This is a genomic window from Methylobrevis albus, from assembly GCF_015904235.1.
Lineage (GTDB): Bacteria > Pseudomonadota > Alphaproteobacteria > Rhizobiales > Pleomorphomonadaceae > Methylobrevis_A > Methylobrevis_A albus.
On the sequence record NZ_JADZLT010000040.1, the window covers coordinates 198,686 to 216,967 of the forward strand.

Sequence of the window (18,282 nt, forward strand, 5' to 3'; positions counted from 1 at the left end):
GCTGGGCGGGGGCAAGGCCACAGCAGGAGAACAGCGATGAACGGTCTCGGAGGTCTCAACAAGTCGCCGAACGGCGTGGTGATCGGGCTGGTGCAGCTGAAGCTGCCGCTCGTCGCGACGCCGGCGGACCTTGCGGCGCAGACCGCCCGCATCGTCGAGATGGTCGGCAAGGCCCGGCGCAACCTCGGCACCATGGATCTCGTGGTGTTCCCCGAATACGCGCTGCATGGCCTGTCGATGGACACCAACCCGGCGATCATGTGCCGGATGGACGGGCCGGAGGTCGCGGCCTTCAAGCAGGCCTGCATCGACAACCGCATCTGGGGCTGCTTCTCCATCATGGAGTACAACCCCGACGGCTATCCCTGGAACACCGGCCTGATCATCGACGATAAGGGCGAGGTGAAGCTCTACTACCGCAAGCTTCATCCCTGGGTGCCGGTCGAGCCGTGGGAGCCGGGCGACCTCGGCATTCCGGTGATCGAGGGGCCGAAGGGCGCGAAGATCGCGCTCATCATCTGCCACGACGGCATGTTCCCGGAGATGGCGCGCGAGTGCGCCTACAAGGGCGCCGAGATCATGCTGCGCACGGCCGGCTACACCGCGCCGATCCGCACCAGCTGGCGCTTCACCAACCAGGCCAACGCCTTCCAGAACCTGATGATCACCGCCAACGTCTGCATGTGCGGCTCGGACGGCAGCTTCGATTCCATGGGCGAGGGCATGATCGTCAACTTCGATGGCTCGGTGATCGCCCACGGCGAAACCGGGCGTCCGGACGAGATCATCACCGCGGAAGTCCGCCCCGACCTCGTGCGCGAGGCGCGCATCCACTGGGGCGTCGAGAACAACATCTACCAGCTCGGCCACCGCGGCTACGTCGCGGTGAAGGGCGGGGCGCAGGACTGTCCCTATACGTTCATGAAGGACATGGTGGCGGGCGAGTACCGGCTGCCGTGGGAGGACGAGGTCAAGGTGACGGACGGGACGGGGTGTGGGTTCCCGGCGCCGACGCGGGTGTATGGGGAGAGCGCGAAGAAGGAGGCGGCGGAGTGAGGCCACGTCGCGCTCTTTCGCCGGGTACTGCGGGAGGGCCGTGCCGTGCGGCTCACCCCTGTCCCTGTCCCTCCCCCACAAGGGGGGAGGGGACGCTGGGGGATCGGCCCGTCGCCGCCCGCAACCGCCGTTTCAGTCCCGCCTCGGCCTTCATCGTGTCGTCCCCTCCCCCCTTGTGGGGGAGGGACAGGGAGAGGGGTGGGCCCCACGTCAGGGCCGCCGCGATCCCGATCGAAAGGGGCTCCCCATGACCACCACCCTCGACGAGCGCATCGACGCCGCCCGCGTCGCCGGCGGGCGAACCATTGACTCCGAGCCCTATGCCTGGCCGTTCGACGGCGACCTCCGGCCCGAAAACACCGCCATCGTCGTCATCGACATGCAGGTCGATTTCTGCGCCCCGGGCGGCTACGTCGACTCGATGGGCTACGACATCGCGCTGACCCGGGCGCCGATCGAGCCGATCGCGCGGCTGCTCGATGCCGTCAGGGCCAAGGGTTTCACCGTCATCCACACCCGCGAAGGCCACAAGCCGGACCTTTCGGATCTTCCCGCCAACAAGCGCTGGCGCTCGCAGCGGATCGGCGCCGGCATCGGCGACCAGGGGCCGTGCGGGCGCATCCTGGTGCGCGGCGAGCCGGGCTGGGAGATCATCCCGGAGCTGCAGCCGGTGGCCGGCGAGGCGATCATCGACAAGCCGGGCAAGGGCTCGTTCCTCGCCACCGACTTCGACCTCGTGCTGCAGACGAAGCGCATCCGCAACATCGTGCTGACCGGCGTCACCACCGACGTCTGCGTCCACACCACGATGCGCGACGCCAACGACCGCGGCTACGAGTGCCTGCTGCTCTCCGACTGCACCGCCGCCACCAAGCTCGAAAACCACCTCGCCGCCCTCGACATGGTGAAGATGCAGGGCGGCGTCTTCGGCGCGGTGGCGACCTCGGACGCCTTCATCGCCGCCATCTCGTGATTTTTGATCCGCCGACCGACCTCAAGGAGCGACAGACATGAGCGCCACCGCAGCCGCCCTCGCCGAGCCGCCCGTGTCGCCACTCGGCGCGAAGAAGGCGATCGGGCTCGAAACCATCGGCATGACCAAGATCTTCGGCTCGATGGTCGCGCTCGGCGACGTGTCGATCAAGGTGAAGCCCGGCTCGTTCCACGCGCTGCTCGGCGAGAACGGCGCCGGCAAGTCGACGCTGGTGAAGTGCATCATGGGCTTCTACCAGCCGACGCGCGGCAGCGTGCTGATCGACGGGCGCGAGACCGAGATCAGCAACCCGAAGGTGGCGCGCGACGTCGGCATCGGCATGGTCTACCAGCACTTCACGCTGGTGCCGTCGCTGACGGCGACCGAGAACCTGGTGATCGCCCGCGCCGACGTGCCGTCGGTGATCGACTGGAAGAAGGAAAAGAAGTCGCTCGACGCGCTGTTCGACCGGATGCCGTTCCGGGTGCCGCTCGACGTGCCGGTGTCGTCGCTCGCCGCCGGCGAGAAGCAGAAGCTCGAAATCCTGAAGCAGCTCTATCTCGACCAGCGCTTCCTGATCCTCGACGAGCCGACCTCGGTGCTGACCCCCGGCGAGGCCGACGAGATCCTCGGCCTCCTGAAGACCATGACGGATGCCGGCGACCTCACCATCCTGATGATCTCCCACAAGTTCCGTGAAGTGACGGCGTTCGCCGACGAGTTCTCGGTGCTGCGCAAGGGCGAGTACATGGGCGGCGGCGTCACGGCGAACGTGTCGGTCGCCGAGATGAGCCGGATGATGATCGGCGACATGAAGCTGCGCGAGCGCGCGGCGCGGAAAACCTTCGAGAAGCAGCCGGTGGTGCTCGACCTCGCCGGCATCTGCGCCGAGGACGACGAGGGCCTGCCGGCGGTCGACGCCGTCAACCTGAAGATCCGCGCCGGCGAGATCGTCGGCATTGCCGGCGTCTCCGGCAACGGCCAGTCGGAACTGATCGAGACGCTGACCGGCCAGCGCGACCTCACCTCCGGCCGCTTCTTCGTGAAGGACCAGCCCTATGAGCCGAGCCGCGAGAAGATGGCGAAGTTCAAGGTGTTCGGCCTGCCGGAAGAGCCGCTGAAGAACGCCTGCGTGCGGCGGATGACGGTGGCGGAGAACCTCGCCTTCCGCTCCTTCGACCAGCCGCCGATCTCGAAGCGCCGCGGCTTCCTGTCGCCCGGCCCGATGCGGGCGAAGGCGAAGGAACTGATCGCCGCCTACCGGGTGAAGACGCCGGGCCCGGACGAGCCGATCGAGAACCTCTCGGGCGGCAACGTGCAGCGCGCGGTGCTGGCGCGCGAGCTCTCGACCCAGGTCGAGGTGCTGATCGTCGCCAACCCCTGCTTCGGCCTCGACTTCGCGTCGATCGCCGAGATCCGCAGCCAGATCATGGACCAGCGCAACGGCGGCGCCGCGGTGCTGCTCGTCTCCGAGGACCTCGACGAGATCCTCGAACTCTCCGACCGCGTCGCGGTGATGTCCGAGGGGCGCATCGACTACGTCGCCCCGATCGGCGAGACCGACCGCGCCACGATCGGCCAGGCGATGGCGGGTCATCACTGAGACGGGGAGGGGCGGCGATGTTCGTCTTCGGGTTCGAGAAGGTGGTGGGGGCGCGAGGCGCGGGGGCGCGAACGGGCGCGGACGTGCCGGGTGGATGGTCCCCCCCTCCCCAACCCTCCCCCTCGCGGGGGGAGGGGGCGGCCGGTGCCGTGCTCCTGACCTTCGTTCCCCCTCCCCCCTCGAGGGGGAGGGTCGGGGAGGGGGGGAGCCCGCCGCGGAGCTCCGACGCCGCCTTCAATTCCGATCTCCCCAGGAACCCCGCCCCATGATCACCGTCGACGCCAGCCCCTTCGCCTACACCTTCCCCCCGGACAAGGTCGCCCTCATCGTCATCGACATGCAGCGCGACTTCGTCGAGCCCGGCGGGTTCGGCGATACGCTCGGCAACGACGTCAGCCGCCTGCAGGCGATCCTGCCCGGGGTGGCGGGGCTCCTGAAGGTGTTCCGCGACAACGGCTGGCCGGTGATCCACACCCGCGAGGGCCACAGGCCCGACCTCTCCGACTGCCCGCCGGCGAAGCGGCTGCGCGGCAGCCCGACGCTGCGGATCGGCGACAAGGGGCCGATGGGGCGGATCCTGATCCACGGCGAGCCGGGGCACGGCATCGTCGACGCGCTGGCGCCGATCGCGGGGGAATACGTGCTGGACAAGCCCGGCAAGGGTGCCTTCTATGCGACGGACCTCGGCACGATTCTGGAGGGGCTCGGCACCACCCATCTCGTGTTCGCGGGCGTGACCACCGAGGTCTGCGTCCAGACGACGATGCGGGAGGCCAACGATCGTGGCTTCGACAACCTGCTGATCGAAGACGCGACCGAGAGCTATTTTCCGGAATTCAAGGACGCCGCGATGGCGATGATCCGGGCGCAGGGGGCGATCGTCGGCTGGACGGCGCCGCTCGCGGCGCTCGCAGCGGCAGTGGCGATGGAGACGGCATGAGCGAGACCTTCGACGCGGAAGCCTATGCGGAGCTGATGGCCCGCGTGATGGGGCTCGACCTCCGGCCGGACTGGAAGCCTGCCGTGGTCGCCAATCTCCGCACCACCCACCGCATGGCCGCCCTCGTGCTCGGCCACCGCCTCGACGATCACGTCGAGCCCGCCTTCGTGTTCGAGGCCTGAGCCGATGAGCCTCGACATCCTGAATGGCAGTGCCACCGCCATCGCCCGCGCCGTCGCGACCCGCGAGGTCTCGGCGCGCGACCTCGCGACGCTGGCGCTGGAGAAGATCGCCGCGGTCGACGAGACGCTGAACGCCTTCACCGACGTCACCGCCGCCCGCGCGCTAGCCGAGGCCGACGCGGTCGACGCGAAGCTCGCGGCCGGCGAGACGCTGCCGCTCGCGGGCGTGCCCTATGCGGTGAAGAACCTCTTCGACATCGAGGGCGTCGTCACCCGCGCCGGCTCGAAGATCAACCGCGACAACGCGCCGGCGGCGCACGACGCGACGCTGGTGACGCGGATGCAGGCGGCCGGCGGGCTGCTGCTCGGCGGCCTCAACATGGGCGAATACGCCTATGACTTCACCGGCGAGAACATCCACGACGGCAACGCCCGCAACCCGCACGATCCCGGCCGCATGTCCGGCGGCTCCTCGGGCGGCTCGGGCACGGCGGTCGGCGCCGGCATGGTGCCGATCTCGCTCGGCTCGGACACCAACGGCTCGATCCGCGTGCCGGCGTCGTTCTGCGGGCTCTACGGTTTGAAGCCGACCTTCGGGCGGCTGACCCGCGCCCGCACCTATCCCTTCGTCGCCAGCCTCGACCATCTCGGGCCGTTCGCCCGCTCGGCCGAGGACCTCGCCCTCGTCTTCGACGTGCTGCAGGGCATCGATCCGCTCGACCCGGCCCAGGCGGCGCGGCCGTCGCTGCCGACGCTGCCCGAACTCGAGCGCGGGCTCGACGGGCTGCGCGTCGCGGTGGCCGGCGGCTATTTCCGCACCAGGCAGATGCCCGAGGCCCGGGCGGCGGTCGATCTCGTCGCCGCGGCGCTGGGCGCCCGCGACGAGGTGATCCTGCCGGAGGCGGAGCGGGCGCGCGCCGCGGCCTACGTGATCACCAATGCCGAATCCTCGGCGCTGCATCTCGAACGGATCCAGACCCGGCCGGCGGACTACGACCCCGACACGCGCGACCGCTTCCTCGCGGGCGCCATGGTGCCGGCGGTGTGGCTGACCGCGGCGCACCGGTTCCGCTCGTGGTTCCGCGACGAGATGCGCAAGCTGTTCGATACGGTCGACGTCATCATCGCCCCGGCGACGCCGTTTCATGCGCCGGAGACCGGCACCAAGATGGTGACGCTCGATGGGGTGGAGATGCTGGCGCGGGCGAACATCGGCCTCTTCACCCAGCCGATCTCGTTCGTCGGCCTGCCGGTCGTCGCCGTGCCGGTGTGGCTGGACGGCGCCAAGCTGCCGATCGGGGTGCAGGTGATCGCGCCGGCGTGGCGCGAGGACATCGCGCTGCGGGTCGCCCGGCACCTCGAGGTGACCGGCGTCTGCAAGGCGCCGGTGGCCATGCTGGCGGGGTGAACTGCCCACAAATCGAGCTTGCCTCACCTCTGCGCAGCCGGCTTGCTTCGTCATGATGAGACAGGGGATTCGCGGCGGGCGGATCCTGGAACACGGGGATGGGACCGGGGGCATGGAGATCGACCTGGCGGACGTCAAGGCGGAGGTCGAGGCGGTGTTCGCCGACTATGAGCGGGCGCTCACCACCAACGACGTCGAGGCCCTCGACCGGCTGTTCCTCGACGCCCCGACGACGATCCGCTACGGCGGGGGTGAGAACCTCTACGGCTATGCCGAGATCGCGGCGTTCCGGGCCGGCCGTCCGTCGGCGGGGCTGGAGCGGCGGATCGACCGCACCGTGATCACCACCTACGGCACCGACTTCGCCATCGCCTCGACGCTGTTCTACCGCGACAGCGCGCCGGGCAAGGTCGGCCGGCAGATGCAGAGCTGGGTGCGGACGGCGGACGGCTGGAAGGTCGCCGCCGCCCATGTCAGCGTCATCGCCGATCCGGCGGCGGCCACGTCATGATGGGTCTCGTCAAGCCGGCCGAGGACGGCCGCCGCACCCGGACGGAAGACCTCCGGCTGCAGCTCGCCGACGAGATCCTGCGCGGCGACCTGCCGCCGGGCACGCCGCTCGACGAGGTGCGCATCGCGGCGCGCTACGGCGTGTCGCGCACGCCGGTACGCGAGGCGCTGCGCCAGCTTTCTGCCAGCGGGCTAATCGAGGTGCGGCCGCACCGCGGCGCGGTGGTGGCGCGGCTCTCGCCGGAAAAGCTCGAGGAGCTGTTCACGGCGATGGCCGAGCTCGAGGCGGTCTGCGCCGGCCTTGCGGCGATCCGGATGCTGGCGAACGAGCGGCGCGAGCTCGAACGGGTGCACGACGCGCTGGGCGAACTGGTGCGCTCGGGCGATCCGCAGCGCTATCACGAGCTCAACGAGGCGTTCCACAACGCCGTCTACCTCGGCGCCCACAACGGCCACATCGCCGAGCTGACGCTGGCGACCCGGCTCAGGCTGCAGCCGTTCCGCCGCGCCCAGTTCCGCAACCTCGGCCGCCTCGCGCGCTCCTACTCCGAACACGACCGGGTGGTGCAGGCGATCCTGCGCGGCGACCGCGACGGGGCCTCGCAGGCGATGCGCGAGCACATCGGCACAGTGAAGACCTCGGTCGACGAGTATGTCGACGGGCATTGAGGGGGAGGGACGGTGGGGCTTGCCGGCGCTTCGGGGCGGGCTCCGGCATCGCTGCGGTCGCGGCCTTCGCCAAGCCCCGTCCAGCGGGATGCGACCGCTCGGGCAAAATTCGTCGGCCGGCGCGCCCAGCCTCGTCCTTCGAGACGGCCGTTCCGGGCCTCCTCAGGATGAAGCCCCCGGGGGGATTCTTATTTCAGGTCAGGCATTTGTCCTTTTCCCTCATCCTGAGGAAGGCGCGAAGCGCCTGTCTCGAAGGGCGAGGGAAAAGCCGCGGCGTCGGCAACGCTGCGCTTTGGCGCAGCCGATGCTCCGCGCCCGCCTTAAGGCCGGCGCGGCGACGGCTTGAAGGTGACGAGGCGGTAGACGTAGACGATCACCACCACCGCGATGACGCCCTTCGACAGCGGGTCGATGTAGCTCTCGACGGCGTCGTAGTGGCTTTCGAGGATGACGCCGGCATAGGCGAGCAGGGCGGTCCAGCCGATGGTGCCGAGGCTGGTCCAGGCGAGGAAGGCGAGCTGCGGCATGCGGGCGACGCCGGCCGGCACCGAGATCAGCGTGCGGATCGTCGGCAGCATGCGGCCGAGGCCGACGGCCCAGCCGGCGCGCCAGTGGAACCAGTCATAGGCCTTGTCGAAATCCTCGCGCGACAGCGTCAGCCAGCGGCCATAGCGGTCGATGATCCATTCGCAGCGCTTGCGGCCGAACCAGAGGCCGATGAAATACCAGAACCAGGCGCCGGCGATCGAACCGAGCGTGCCCGACAGAATCACCAGCCAGAGCTCGAGCTCGCCGCGCGCGGCGGCGAAGCCGGCGAGCGGCATGATCACTTCCGACGGGATCGGTGGGAACACGTTCTCGATGAACATCAGAAGGAAAATGCCGAGATAGCCCATGCTCTCGACGATGCCGACGACCCATTCGAACACGCTTGCGGCTCCCTCTGCGCAACCCTCGTCCGGCGTCCGCCGCAGCGGTCCCCGCTTCGCTTTTCGCACATGCGTACAAAGAGGTCCTTAACGGCGAAGTTGGCCCGGACGGTGACGATTTCGGATCACCCGATCGACGACACGGCTTCGAAACCGGTTTCGTTTCCGTACGCGTCCTTCGGCGCGGCTTCCGCTCTATTCGCTAGCGATCGGCATGCTTTTCGTGGATTTGTCGCCGTACGGCCGATTTTTGGCGAAGATCACGGCAACGAAAGTGATCATACCTCACTATCGTCGCAGCGCGTGGCGCTGCAAAGCAATGGCTGCTGAATTTTTGTCCAAGCGGTGGAGATTCAGGCTTGATCTCGGCGCCGGGGTCGGATCGGATGGCGCCAAGTCCAGTCGAAGAACGAAAGCGAACGAAACGATCGCCCGGCTGAACTCCTAACGCATTAAGCCCGGCATCTCAGAGCCGGCAACAGGGGATGCGATTCCATGCAGCTCATTTCCCGTCTCTTGGCGGCGACCGTGCTCGCCGCCGGCCTGACCGCCGGCTTCACCGCGGCCAGCCAGGCCAAGACCCTGATCTATTGCTCGGAAGGCAGCCCGGAGGGCTTCGATCCGGCGCCCTATACCGCCGGCACGACCTTCGATGCCTCGGCGAAGACCGTCTACAACCGCCTCGTCGAGTTCGCGAAGGGCTCGACCGACATCGTCCCCGGCCTCGCGGAGAGCTGGGAAGTCTCGGACAACGGTCTCGAGTACACCTTCAAGCTGCGTCCGGGCGTCAAGGTCCACACCACCGACTTCTTCACCCCGTCGCGCGATCTCAACGCCGACGACGTGATCTTCTCGTTCGAACGGCAGATGAAGAAGGATGACCCCTGGTATTCCTACGCCGGCGGCGCATGGGAATATTTCGACGGCATGGAGATGGGCACCCTGATCACGGAGATCGTCAAGGTCGACGACCTGACCGTGAAGTTCGTGCTGTCGCGGCCCGAAGCGCCGTTCATCGCCAACCTCGCGATGGACTTCGCCTCGATCGTCTCGAAGGAATATGCCGACAAGCTCGCCGCCGACGACAAGCGGGCCGACCTCAACCAGGCGCCCGTCGGCACCGGCCCGTTCAAGTTCCTCGCCTACCAGAAGGACGCGGTGATCCGCTATCAGGCGCACGCCGACTACTGGGGCGGCAAGCAGCCGATCGACGACCTCGTGTTCGCGATCACCACCGACGCCTCGGTCCGCCAGCAGAAGCTGAAGTCGGGTGAGTGCCATGTGGTGCCCTATCCGAACCCGGCCGACATCGCGGCGCTGAAGACCGACGCCGACGTCAACCTGATGGAACAGCCCGGCCTCAACATCGGCTTCCTCGCCTACAACGCGCTGCAGCCGCCGTTCGACAAGCCGGAAGTCCGCAAGGCGCTGAACAAAGCGATCAACAAGGACGCCATCCTCGAGGCGGTGTTCCAGGGCTCCGGCCAGGCGGCCAAGAACCCGATCCCGCCGACGATGTGGAGCTACAACGACGCCACCGTCGACGACCCCTATGATCCCGAAGCCGCCAAGGCCGAACTCGAGGCCGCCGGCGTTTCCGGGCTCAAGATGAAGGTCTGGGCGATGCCGGTGCAGCGCCCCTACAACCCGAACGCCCGCCGCATGGCCGAACTGATCCAGGCCGACTTCTCGAAGGTCGGCGTCGAGGTCGAGATCGTCTCCTACGAGTGGGGCGAATACCTGAAGCTCAGCCAGGACAAGGCCCGCGACGGCGCCGTGCTGCTGGGCTGGACCGGTGACAACGGCGATCCGGACAACTTCCTCGCCGTGCTGCTCGGCTGTGCCGGCGTCGGCGGCTCGAACCGCGCCAACTGGTGCTACCAGCCGTTCGAAGACCTGATCCAGAAGGCGAAGGTCACGGCCGACGTCGCCGAGCGCACCGCGCTCTACGAGCAGGCCCAGATCGAGTTCAAGACCCAGGCGCCGTGGGCGACGATCGCCCACTCGACGGTGTTCATGGCGCTGTCGCCCAAGGTTTCGGGCTACGTCATGGACCCGCTCGGCTCGCACCGCTTCGACGGTGTCGACGTCGCCGAGTAAGCCCAGGCGAGACGATCTGACGGCGGGGAGGGGACGCGGCATCGCCGCGCCCCCTTCCTCCGTCAGGAGCCTGTCCATGGGCCGGCCGGTGGTGGCGCCGTCTTCCCCCGCGCGAGGCCGGAACGTCCGGTCATCTCCCGAGCGTGGTCGGGCGACGGCCACGGCGGGATGACCGCGGGTCACCGCTGAGCCGACCGCTTTTTCCGTTGCTGGAAATGGCATCCCCCGCGTCCTGCGGTCCGCCGGACCCCGGGAAGGGCCCGGTGGACGAAAGCCGACGGCCCGTGCCGGGCTCCGCATGTCGCTCGCGACAGCAAAGTGATCAAAGATGCTGGCCTTCCTGCTGAGGCGCGTCCTGCTGCTCATACCGACCTTCATCGGCGTGACGCTGGCGGCCTTCTTCTTCATCCGCCTGCTGCCCGGCGATCCGATCCTGCTGCTCGCCGGCGAGCGCGGCATCACGCCGGAACGCTATGCGGAGCTCGCCACCCGCCTCGGTTTCGACCGGCCGCTGTACGAGCAGTACTTCGCCTATCTCGGCAACCTGCTCTCCGGCGATCTCGGCGTCTCGTTCTCGACCAAGCGGCCGGTGTGGGACGAGTTCTTCACGCTGTTTCCGGCGACGCTGGAACTGTCGCTCGCCGCGATCATCTTCGCCGTCGTGCTCGGCATCCCGGCCGGCGTGATCGCCGCCGTGAAGCGCGGCAAGGCGCCCGACCATCTCGTGATGTCGACGGCCCTCGTCGGCTATTCGATGCCGATCTTCTGGTGGGCGCTGCTGCTGATCATCGTGTTTTCCGGCTGGCTGCAGTGGACGCCGGTGTCGGGGCGGATCTCGCTGCTCTACTTCTTCCCGCCCGTGACCGGCTTCATGCTGATCGACAGCCTGATCTCGGGCCAGCGCGGCGCGTTCAACTCGGCGGTGCAGCACCTGATCCTGCCGACCATCGTGCTCGGCACCATCCCGCTCGCGGTGATCGCGCGCCAGACGCGCTCGGCGATGCTGGAAGTGCTCGGCGAGGACTACATCCGCACGGCGCGGGCCAAGGGGCTGTCGCCGCTGCGCGTCGTCGGCGGCCATGCGCTGCGCAATGCGCTGATCCCGGTGATCACCACGATCGGCCTGCAGGTCGGCGTGCTGCTCGCCGGGGCGATCCTGACCGAGACGATCTTTTCCTGGCCCGGCATCGGCAAGTGGATGATCGATTCCATCTCGCGGCGCGACTATCAGGCCGTGCAGGGCGGGCTGGTGATGATCGCGATCGTGGTGATGATCGTCAATCTCACGGTCGACCTGCTCTACGGCCTCATCAATCCGCGCATCCGGCACAGGAGGTGAGGCCATGACCGACATCGAGTCCACTCGGCCCGCCACCGCCCCGGCCGTCTTCGCCCGGCCGTCGCCGCTGCGCGAGTTCTGGCGCTATTTCTCCGAGAACCGCGGTGCCGTCGCGGGCCTTGCGATCTTCGTGCTGCTGCTCGTCATCGCCGCCGCGGCGCCGCTGGTGGCGCCGCATGCGCCGAACGAGCAGTTCCGCGACGCGTTGCTGACGCCGCCCGTCTGGCAGGAGGGTGGCGACTGGCGCTTCCTGCTCGGTACCGACCCGATCGGCCGCGACATGCTCTCGCGGCTGATCTTCGGCGCGCGCTATTCGCTGTTCATCGGCTTCGTCGTCGTCTCGATCGCACTGATCGGCGGCATCTCGCTCGGTCTGCTCGCCGGCTTCTTCGGCGGCATCGTCGACACGGTGATCATGCGCGTCATGGACATCGTGCTCGCCTTTCCGAGCCTGCTGCTGGCCCTGGTGCTGGTCGCGATCCTCGGCCCGGGCCTTGTCAACGCGATGATCGCCATCGCGCTGGTGCTGCAGCCGCATTACGTGCGGCTGACCCGGGCGGCGGTGATGAACGAGCGCGGCCGCGACTACGTCACCTCGGCGCGGGTCGCCGGGGCCGGCAAGCTGCGGCTGATGTTCGTCACCATCCTGCCCAACTGCATGGCGCCGCTGATCGTGCAATCGGCGCTGTCGTTCTCCAACGCGATCCTCGAGGCCGCCGCGCTCGGCTTCCTCGGCATGGGCGCACAGCCGCCGACGCCGGAGTGGGGCACGATGCTGGCGGAATCGCGCGAGTTCATTCTCCGCGCCTGGTGGGTGGTGACCTTCCCGGGCCTTGCCATCCTGATCACCGTGCTCGCGATCAACGTGATGGGCGACGGCCTGCGCGATGCGCTGGACCCGAAGCTGAAGCGGAGCTAAGCCATGGTTGCAGCAGGGCGGATGCGCAGGTTCCTCCATTTGGCGCTGGCCTTCGCGGGGGCGGCCGCCGCCGGCGCCGCCTTTTCCGCGCTGGAGGTCGCCGTGGGCGCCGCCAGCGTCGCGGCCGAGCCGGACCCGCGCGACCCCGCCGCCTTCCTGACCATGCTGCAGGACTTCGGCTACAAGGCACAGCTGAACGAAAGCGGCGAGAACCCGCGCATCAACACCCGGGCGGAGGCGCTGAACTACGCCATCACCTTCTATGGCTGCGACGACGGCCGCGCCTGCCCGGTCGCGATCCTCGCCGTCTCCTGGTCCTATTCGGGTAGCGACGAGGCGATGGGCGTCGCCAACCGGTGGAACGCCGAGAAGTTTCTCGGCCGGGCCTGGGCGGTGCCGGCGGAGAAGTACATCGGCCTCGACCGAACGCTGAACCTGCGGACCGGTTACACCAAGGACGGGCTCGAGCAGGAAATCGACTGGTGGGCGGAGACGATGGTCGAGTTCCGCGGCTACCTCGAGCGGGAAGTGTTCGCCGAAGAGGGCATCGACGGCGAGCCGCGCGATCCATGGCGCAAGATCTGATGCGGCGCCTGCACCCATCGCCCGAGAACCGGCCGGCAGCCCGTCGCGGGGCCATCGGCCGAACAGCACAGCGGAGCGGATCGATGACCACCCGGCCTTATCAGCCTCAGCGCAGCCCGAGCCTTGGCGAGGTGGTCCATGCCCCTGCTTGAGATCGAGAATCTCACCGTCGAGTTCGCCACGGTCAACGGCCGCTTCAAGGCCGTCGACGAGGTGTCTCTCACCTGCGACCGCGGCGAGATCCTCGCCATCGTCGGCGAATCGGGATCGGGCAAGTCGGTGTCGATGCTGGCGCTGATGGGCCTCCTGCCGTGGACCGCCAAGGTCACCGCCGACCGGATGTCGTTCGACGGCACCGATTTGCGCGGTCTCTCCGGCCGGCAGCGGCGGCGGATCGTCGGCAAGAACATGGCGATGATTTTCCAGGAGCCGATGTCGAGCCTCAACCCGTGCTTCACGGTCGGCTTCCAGATCGGCGAGGCGCTGAAGGTGCACCTCGGCCTCGACCGGGCGGAGCGGCGCAAGCGCACGATCGAACTGCTCGACCTCGTCGGCATCCCGGCGCCCGAAGCGCGGCTGAAGGCGTTTCCGCACCAGCTTTCGGGCGGCATGAGCCAGCGCGTGATGATCGCGATGGCGCTCGCCTGCAAGCCGAAGCTTTTGATCGCCGACGAGCCGACCACGGCGCTCGACGTCACCATCCAGGCGCAGATCCTCGACCTGCTGGTCGACCTGCAGCGTGAGCAGGGCATGGCGCTGGTGCTGATCACGCACGACATGGGCGTCGTCGCCGAGACGGCCGAGCGGGTGCAGGTGCAGTACGCCGGCCAGAAGGTGGAGGAGCAGCCGGTCGCCGGCCTGTTCGACGACCCGCACCATCCCTATACCGCGGCGCTGCTCGCCGCTCTTCCGGAGCGGGCGACGTCGCGGCGGCTGCCGTCGATCCCCGGTGTCGTGCCCGGGCAGTTCGACCGCCCGTCCGGCTGCCTGTTCAGCCCGCGCTGCCGCTACACCACCGAGCGCTGCCGCGAGCGCGTGCCGCACCGGCAGGGGGCAATGGCGGGCTTCGCGCTCTGCCACTATCCGCTGGTGCAGGGCCGACCGATCGGCCACCCCGCCCCGAACCGCATCGCCAATGCCGCCGAGGAGCCCGCATGACGGCCGCAGCCCCTGTCGTCATCGAGGCCCGGGAGCTGTCCCGGACCTATCAGCTCGGCCGCGGGCCGTTCCGCAAGACCGCCGAGGTGAAGGCGCTCGTCGGCGCGTCCTTCGTGCTGGAGCGCGGCCACACGCTGGCCGTCGTCGGCGAATCGGGTTGCGGCAAGTCCACGCTGGCGCGCGTCGTGACGATGATCGAGACCCCGACCGCCGGCAGCCTCGTCGTCGACGGCATGGACGTGACCGCCGCGCATGGCGAGAGCGCCCGCGTCCTGCGCCTTGCGGTGCAGATCGTGTTTCAGGATCCCTACGGCTCGCTCAATCCGCGCCAGCGCGTCGGGCAGATCCTGGAGGAACCGCTGGTCATCAACACGGACCAGAACGCCGAGACCCGCCGTGCGGCGGCGATCGAGATGCTGACACGGGTCGGGCTGCGGCCCGAGCATTACGACCGCTATCCGCACATGTTCTCCGGCGGCCAGCGCCAGCGGATCGCCATCGCCCGGGCGCTGATGACGCGGCCGAAGGTGCTGGTGCTCGACGAGCCCGTCTCGGCGCTCGACGTCTCGATCCAGGCGCAGGTGCTCAACATCCTCACCGAACTGCAGTCCGAGTTCGGCCTCGCCTATCTCTTCATCAGCCATGATCTTTCGGTCGTTCGCCACATGGCCGACGAGGTGCTGGTGATGTACCTCGGCCGCCCGGTCGAGCACGCGACGCGGGACGACATCTTCGCCGAGCCGCTGCACCCCTACAGCCGGGCGCTGTTGTCGGCGACGCCGGTCGCCGATCCGACGGCGCGGAAAGAGCGGATCCGGCTGAAAGGCGAGCTCCCCTCGCCGCTGGCGCCGCCGCCCGGCTGCGCCTTCCATCCGCGCTGCCCGTTCGCCAACGAGCGCTGCCGCCGTGAAGTGCCGGCGCTGCGGATCGAAGGCTCGCCGCTCGCCGTCGCCTGCCACGGCGTTCGCGAAGGCCGCATCCCGTCCTGAGCGACGCGGCTCGCGCGCCGCCTCCCGGGGGAGGGCGGCGCCCGTACAGAACTGTTAACCCTTGGTCAGCAATGGACCTGATAGGTTCGAGGCCACGGGGGGATCATGCAGCTTCTGGACATTCCGACACTCGTTCTGGTGACGGTCGCCGTTACGGCGCTCGCCGGGACTCTGTTCGGCATGCTCTGGCTGCAGTCGCGCAGCGAGACGAGTTACGCGCTCTGGGCGCTCGCCCACGGCCTCGGCACCGTCGGCTGCACCCTGCTGGCGCTCAGGAACGCGGTGCCGGACGTCGCCTCGATCATGGTCGCCAACGCGGTGATCTGCACCGGCTACGGCGTGCTGTGGGCCGGGCTGCGCACCTTCTTCAGGCTGCCGCCGCAGCCCTTCTGGGCGCTGTTCGGCACAATCGTCTGGCTGATCGCCTGCGCCGAGCCATCGGTCTACCAGTCGGTGACCGCCCGGATCGTGGTGCTGTCGGTCATCGTCGGCGGCTATTCCTTCATGACGGCCTTCGACGCCTGGCGCGGCTACCGGCAGGAGCCGCTGCGATCCGGCTTCGCCATCATCCTGCTGCACCTGCTGCACGGGCTGGCGTTCCTGCTGCGCATCCCGCTCGCGATTCTCGAGCCCGTCGGCCTCGCGCAGGGCATGCCCGCGTCGCCGTGGTTCGGCGTGCTGTCCTTCGAGACGATGATCAACGTCATCGCTATCGGCTATCTCTACATGGTGATGGCGAAGGAGCGGGCGGAGGCGGGGCTGCGCGCCGCGGCGACCGTCGATCCGCTGACCTGCGTCAGCAACCGCGGTGCCTTCGTCGACGCCACGGTGGCGCTGATGCGCCGGCGGCGGCGCGGCGGCGTGCTGCTGCTCGCCGATCTCGACCATTTCAAGCGCATCAACGACCGCTTCGGCCATCTCGCCGGCGACCACGCGCTGATCCGCTTCTGCGAGATCACCCGCAGCGAACTGCCGCCCGACGCGCTGATCGGCCGCCTCGGCGGCGAGGAGTTCGGCGTGTTCCTGCCCGAGGCCGATCCGGCGACCGGCCGGGCCGTGGCGGAGCGGCTGCGGGCCGCGGTCGCGGCGACGGCGATCGTCTATCACGGCGACCGGCTGCCGGTGACCGTCAGCATCGGCCTTGCGGAATGCGGCCCCGACGCCGATTTCGGCGTGCTGTTCGCGGCGGCCGACCGCGCGCTCTATGCGGCGAAATCCGAGGGCCGCGACCGCGTCGCTTCCAGCATCGGCAAGATGGCGGCGGCAAGACCGACGGCGGCGCCGGGCGCGGGGTCGTCCCCGGCCGTGCCGCGGGTGGACACGGCGGCCGCGACCGGAATGGTCGGCGCCGGCCAGCCGGTCGTCTCCCGCCGCGCGAGTTGAGCCGGGATCCGCTGGGCAGACCCGGTTCGTGCCGGACTGTCCGGCCTGGAAGGCTCAGTGATTCCAGCCGCCCTCGGCCCGCATCTCGCCCGGCGTGCGGTCATAGGCACGGCGGAAGGCGCGGTTGAAGGTCGAGATGTCGCGGAAGCCGACCTCGAAGGCGATCGTCGCGATGCTGGCGTGCGATCCCGCGCGCTGGATCGCCTGACGGGCCTTCTCCAGCCGCGTCTCGCGCAGCCGATCGGAGAAGCTGGTCTCGTCTTCCGCGAACAGCGCCTGGATGGTGCGCGCCGACAGGCCGACGATGCCGGCGAAGCGCTCGATGCCGAGATCGGGATCGGCATGGTGCAGGTCGATCGCGGTCTGCAGCGCGGCGCGGCGCACCGCCCGGCGGGCGGAGCGGCTGTCGTCCTCGGCGGCCGGGCGGTCGGCGCCGACGGTTGCCGCGATGAAGTCGGTCATGTGGCGGGCGAAGAGCTGCGCCACCACCTGGGGCATCTCCGCCTCGTTGCGCACCACGGCGTCTACATAGGCGAGCAGGCTGCGCAGCGCCGGGTTGCCGGCGCCGATGTGGCAAAAGTCGATGTCGGCGTGCGCCGGCGCACAGCTCGCCAGCAGCGCGCGCGGCAGCTTGATGCCGATGAAGCCGCCCCCGGTCGTCTCGAGGGTGTTGGCCGAGCGGGTCGACAGCAGCACCGCCTCGCCGGCACCGAACTCGGCCGTGCGCGCGCCTTGCGTGCAGCGGAGCTTGCCGGCGGTGGCGACCGAGAAGGTCAGGCTGTCGTCGGTGGCGCGGCGATGGTCCTCGCCGCGGTCCATCTTCATCGGCGACAGCACGTAGCGCGCGACCAGCACGCCGCCGACGACGACGACGTCGGCATTGGCCGAGAAACGGCCGCTGCGGGTCGGGCGGACGGCGCAGGGGATGATCAGTTCGGCAAAGCGCTTCTGCCAGGTCTCGACGGTGCTGCGGTCGGCGGCGTCGCCTTCGCCGGTGACGGCGGTGTGCCGGCCGGGCGCGAGATCGGCGCTCTCCGGTGCGGTCTCCTCGAGAAGAGCGCCCATGGCATCCTCCGGAACGCGCGCGCCGGGCGGCGATGTCGCCGTCTCGACGTCTCGTAAGCGCTCGGCATGCGAACGGGGCGAAAGATGCCACGATTTTGCGCCTCACGCAAAGCCGTGTTGCGCCTGGTGCCAAGACTCATGGCCGGGGTCGGTCCTATGCTCGGCACCGTATTACGCAATACATTTACCTCTGAACTTTCGTTGATTGTTTCATCCAGGGCTGCCCCCTCCGGATTTTGAAGCAGCTTCAAGAGAGACGGGCCGGTTTCGCCGGCCCGTCTTTTGTCGTTTCAGGCTGTGTCATCAGCGGTGCGGTGCAACGCCGGGCCGTGCCGGGGGCGCGGCAGCTGCTGCGCGGGGCACCCGTGGTCGCCGATCCCGGCGCGCAGCCGCAGCGCCGGTGCAGACGCGCTGGCACTCTTTGCGCCGAGTGCCAAAAATTTTCACGCCCCCTCTTGCGCCCCGTTTGTCCGA

General features: G+C 68.9%; 17 protein-coding genes. 15 read left to right on the forward strand and 2 right to left on the reverse strand.

Going from position 1 to position 18,282, the window contains the following annotated elements; translation table 11 throughout:
- Positions 1-36 precede the first annotated feature (36 nt).
- The 8 genes from I5731_RS03000 to I5731_RS03035 all read left to right on the forward strand — a co-directional run bounded on the left by I5731_RS03000 (position 37) and on the right by I5731_RS03035 (position 7,341).
- Positions 37-1,056, forward strand: a complete 1,020-nt coding sequence (locus I5731_RS03000; RefSeq protein ID WP_197309879.1) for a formamidase — start codon at positions 37-39, stop codon at positions 1,054-1,056.
- A gap of 247 nt (positions 1,057-1,303) precedes the next feature.
- On the forward strand, positions 1,304-2,029 hold the full coding sequence (gene biuH, locus I5731_RS03005; RefSeq protein ID WP_197309880.1) for a biuret amidohydrolase: 726 nt from the start codon (positions 1,304-1,306) through the stop codon (positions 2,027-2,029).
- Between the two features lie 37 nt (positions 2,030-2,066).
- Entirely contained in the window at positions 2,067-3,632 is a 1,566-nt protein-coding gene (locus tag I5731_RS03010; RefSeq protein WP_197309881.1) for an ABC transporter ATP-binding protein, read from the forward strand.
- Positions 3,633-3,897: 265 nt separating this feature from the next.
- The gene (locus I5731_RS03015) at positions 3,898-4,572 is read left to right on the forward strand and encodes a cysteine hydrolase family protein (protein ID WP_197309882.1); all 675 of its coding nucleotides are present in this window, start codon (positions 3,898-3,900) and stop codon (positions 4,570-4,572) included.
- The gene (locus I5731_RS03020; protein WP_197309883.1) at positions 4,569-4,754 is read left to right on the forward strand and encodes a DUF4089 domain-containing protein; all 186 of its coding nucleotides are present in this window, start codon (positions 4,569-4,571) and stop codon (positions 4,752-4,754) included. Before I5731_RS03015 ends, I5731_RS03020 begins: the two co-directional genes overlap by 4 nt.
- Positions 4,755-4,758: 4 nt before the next feature.
- Positions 4,759-6,162, forward strand: a complete 1,404-nt coding sequence (locus I5731_RS03025; RefSeq protein WP_197309884.1) for an AtzE family amidohydrolase — start codon at positions 4,759-4,761, stop codon at positions 6,160-6,162.
- A 112-nt stretch (positions 6,163-6,274) separates the two neighbouring features.
- Positions 6,275-6,673: an oxalurate catabolism protein HpxZ gene (gene hpxZ / locus I5731_RS03030; protein WP_197309885.1), complete on the forward strand. Its 399-nt coding sequence runs from the start codon at positions 6,275-6,277 to the stop codon at positions 6,671-6,673.
- On the forward strand, positions 6,670-7,341 hold the full coding sequence (locus I5731_RS03035) for a GntR family transcriptional regulator (protein WP_197309886.1): 672 nt from the start codon (positions 6,670-6,672) through the stop codon (positions 7,339-7,341). The genes hpxZ and I5731_RS03035 overlap by 4 nt, the downstream gene beginning before the upstream one ends.
- 320 nt (positions 7,342-7,661) lie before the next feature.
- Here I5731_RS03035 and I5731_RS03040 read toward each other — a convergent pair whose 3' ends face one another.
- On the reverse strand, positions 7,662-8,270 hold the full coding sequence (locus tag I5731_RS03040; RefSeq protein ID WP_197309887.1) for a DedA family protein: 609 nt from the start codon (positions 8,268-8,270) through the stop codon (positions 7,662-7,664).
- Between the two features lie 495 nt (positions 8,271-8,765).
- On the opposite strand from I5731_RS03040, the gene I5731_RS03045 reads away from it, so the two are divergent.
- The 7 genes from I5731_RS03045 (at position 8,766) to I5731_RS03075 (ending at position 16,743) form a co-directional block, all read left to right on the forward strand.
- Positions 8,766-10,370 carry an ABC transporter substrate-binding protein gene (locus I5731_RS03045; RefSeq protein ID WP_197309888.1) on the forward strand — a complete coding sequence of 535 codons (1,605 nt, stop codon included), beginning with the start codon at positions 8,766-8,768 and terminating at the stop codon, positions 10,368-10,370.
- Positions 10,371-10,698: 328 nt separating this feature from the next.
- Positions 10,699-11,709 carry an ABC transporter permease subunit gene (locus tag I5731_RS03050; RefSeq protein ID WP_197309889.1) on the forward strand — a complete coding sequence of 337 codons (1,011 nt, stop codon included), beginning with the start codon at positions 10,699-10,701 and terminating at the stop codon, positions 11,707-11,709.
- Positions 11,710-11,713: 4 nt separating this feature from the next.
- Positions 11,714-12,628 carry an ABC transporter permease subunit gene (locus tag I5731_RS03055; RefSeq protein ID WP_197309890.1) on the forward strand — a complete coding sequence of 305 codons (915 nt, stop codon included), beginning with the start codon at positions 11,714-11,716 and terminating at the stop codon, positions 12,626-12,628.
- Positions 12,629-12,649: 21 nt separating this feature from the next.
- Complete coding sequence (locus tag I5731_RS03060; protein WP_197309891.1) at positions 12,650-13,213, forward strand: YbjN domain-containing protein; 564 nt, start codon at positions 12,650-12,652, stop codon at positions 13,211-13,213.
- A 138-nt stretch (positions 13,214-13,351) separates the two neighbouring features.
- On the forward strand, positions 13,352-14,371 hold the full coding sequence (locus I5731_RS03065) for an ABC transporter ATP-binding protein (protein WP_197309892.1): 1,020 nt from the start codon (positions 13,352-13,354) through the stop codon (positions 14,369-14,371).
- Positions 14,368-15,360, forward strand: coding sequence for an ABC transporter ATP-binding protein (locus I5731_RS03070; protein ID WP_197309893.1), 993 nt, complete (start codon positions 14,368-14,370; stop codon positions 15,358-15,360). Before I5731_RS03065 ends, I5731_RS03070 begins: the two co-directional genes overlap by 4 nt.
- Before the next feature lie 105 nt (positions 15,361-15,465).
- Positions 15,466-16,743 (forward strand): GGDEF domain-containing protein, encoded by a 1,278-nt coding sequence (locus I5731_RS03075; RefSeq protein ID WP_197309894.1) that lies wholly within the window; start codon positions 15,466-15,468, stop codon positions 16,741-16,743.
- Positions 16,744-16,797: 54 nt separating this feature from the next.
- Here I5731_RS03075 and I5731_RS03080 read toward each other — a convergent pair whose 3' ends face one another.
- Complete coding sequence (locus I5731_RS03080; RefSeq protein ID WP_197309895.1) at positions 16,798-17,808, reverse strand: AraC family transcriptional regulator; 1,011 nt, start codon at positions 17,806-17,808, stop codon at positions 16,798-16,800.
- Positions 17,809-18,282: the final 474 nt, after the last annotated feature.

What these genes read in the sequence shown, in the direction of transcription:
- I5731_RS03000 (WP_197309879.1), top strand. Translation starts at nt 37, where the DNA reads ATGAACGGTCTCGGAGGTCTCAACAAGTCGCCGAACGGCGTGGTGATC.
- biuH (WP_197309880.1), top strand. Translation starts at nt 1,304, where the DNA reads ATGACCACCACCCTCGACGAGCGCATCGACGCCGCCCGCGTCGCCGGC.
- I5731_RS03010 (WP_197309881.1), top strand. Translation starts at nt 2,067, where the DNA reads ATGAGCGCCACCGCAGCCGCCCTCGCCGAGCCGCCCGTGTCGCCACTC.
- I5731_RS03015 (WP_197309882.1), top strand. Translation starts at nt 3,898, where the DNA reads ATGATCACCGTCGACGCCAGCCCCTTCGCCTACACCTTCCCCCCGGAC.
- I5731_RS03020 (WP_197309883.1), top strand. Translation starts at nt 4,569, where the DNA reads ATGAGCGAGACCTTCGACGCGGAAGCCTATGCGGAGCTGATGGCCCGC.
- I5731_RS03025 (WP_197309884.1), top strand. Translation starts at nt 4,759, where the DNA reads ATGAGCCTCGACATCCTGAATGGCAGTGCCACCGCCATCGCCCGCGCC.
- hpxZ (WP_197309885.1), top strand. Translation starts at nt 6,275, where the DNA reads ATGGAGATCGACCTGGCGGACGTCAAGGCGGAGGTCGAGGCGGTGTTC.
- I5731_RS03035 (WP_197309886.1), top strand. Translation starts at nt 6,670, where the DNA reads ATGATGGGTCTCGTCAAGCCGGCCGAGGACGGCCGCCGCACCCGGACG.
- I5731_RS03045 (WP_197309888.1), top strand. Translation starts at nt 8,766, where the DNA reads ATGCAGCTCATTTCCCGTCTCTTGGCGGCGACCGTGCTCGCCGCCGGC.
- I5731_RS03050 (WP_197309889.1), top strand. Translation starts at nt 10,699, where the DNA reads ATGCTGGCCTTCCTGCTGAGGCGCGTCCTGCTGCTCATACCGACCTTC.
- I5731_RS03055 (WP_197309890.1), top strand. Translation starts at nt 11,714, where the DNA reads ATGACCGACATCGAGTCCACTCGGCCCGCCACCGCCCCGGCCGTCTTC.
- I5731_RS03060 (WP_197309891.1), top strand. Translation starts at nt 12,650, where the DNA reads ATGCGCAGGTTCCTCCATTTGGCGCTGGCCTTCGCGGGGGCGGCCGCC.
- I5731_RS03065 (WP_197309892.1), top strand. Translation starts at nt 13,352, where the DNA reads ATGCCCCTGCTTGAGATCGAGAATCTCACCGTCGAGTTCGCCACGGTC.
- I5731_RS03070 (WP_197309893.1), top strand. Translation starts at nt 14,368, where the DNA reads ATGACGGCCGCAGCCCCTGTCGTCATCGAGGCCCGGGAGCTGTCCCGG.
- I5731_RS03075 (WP_197309894.1), top strand. Translation starts at nt 15,466, where the DNA reads ATGCAGCTTCTGGACATTCCGACACTCGTTCTGGTGACGGTCGCCGTT.
- I5731_RS03080 (WP_197309895.1), bottom strand. Translation starts at nt 17,808, where the DNA reads ATGGGCGCTCTTCTCGAGGAGACCGCACCGGAGAGCGCCGATCTCGCG.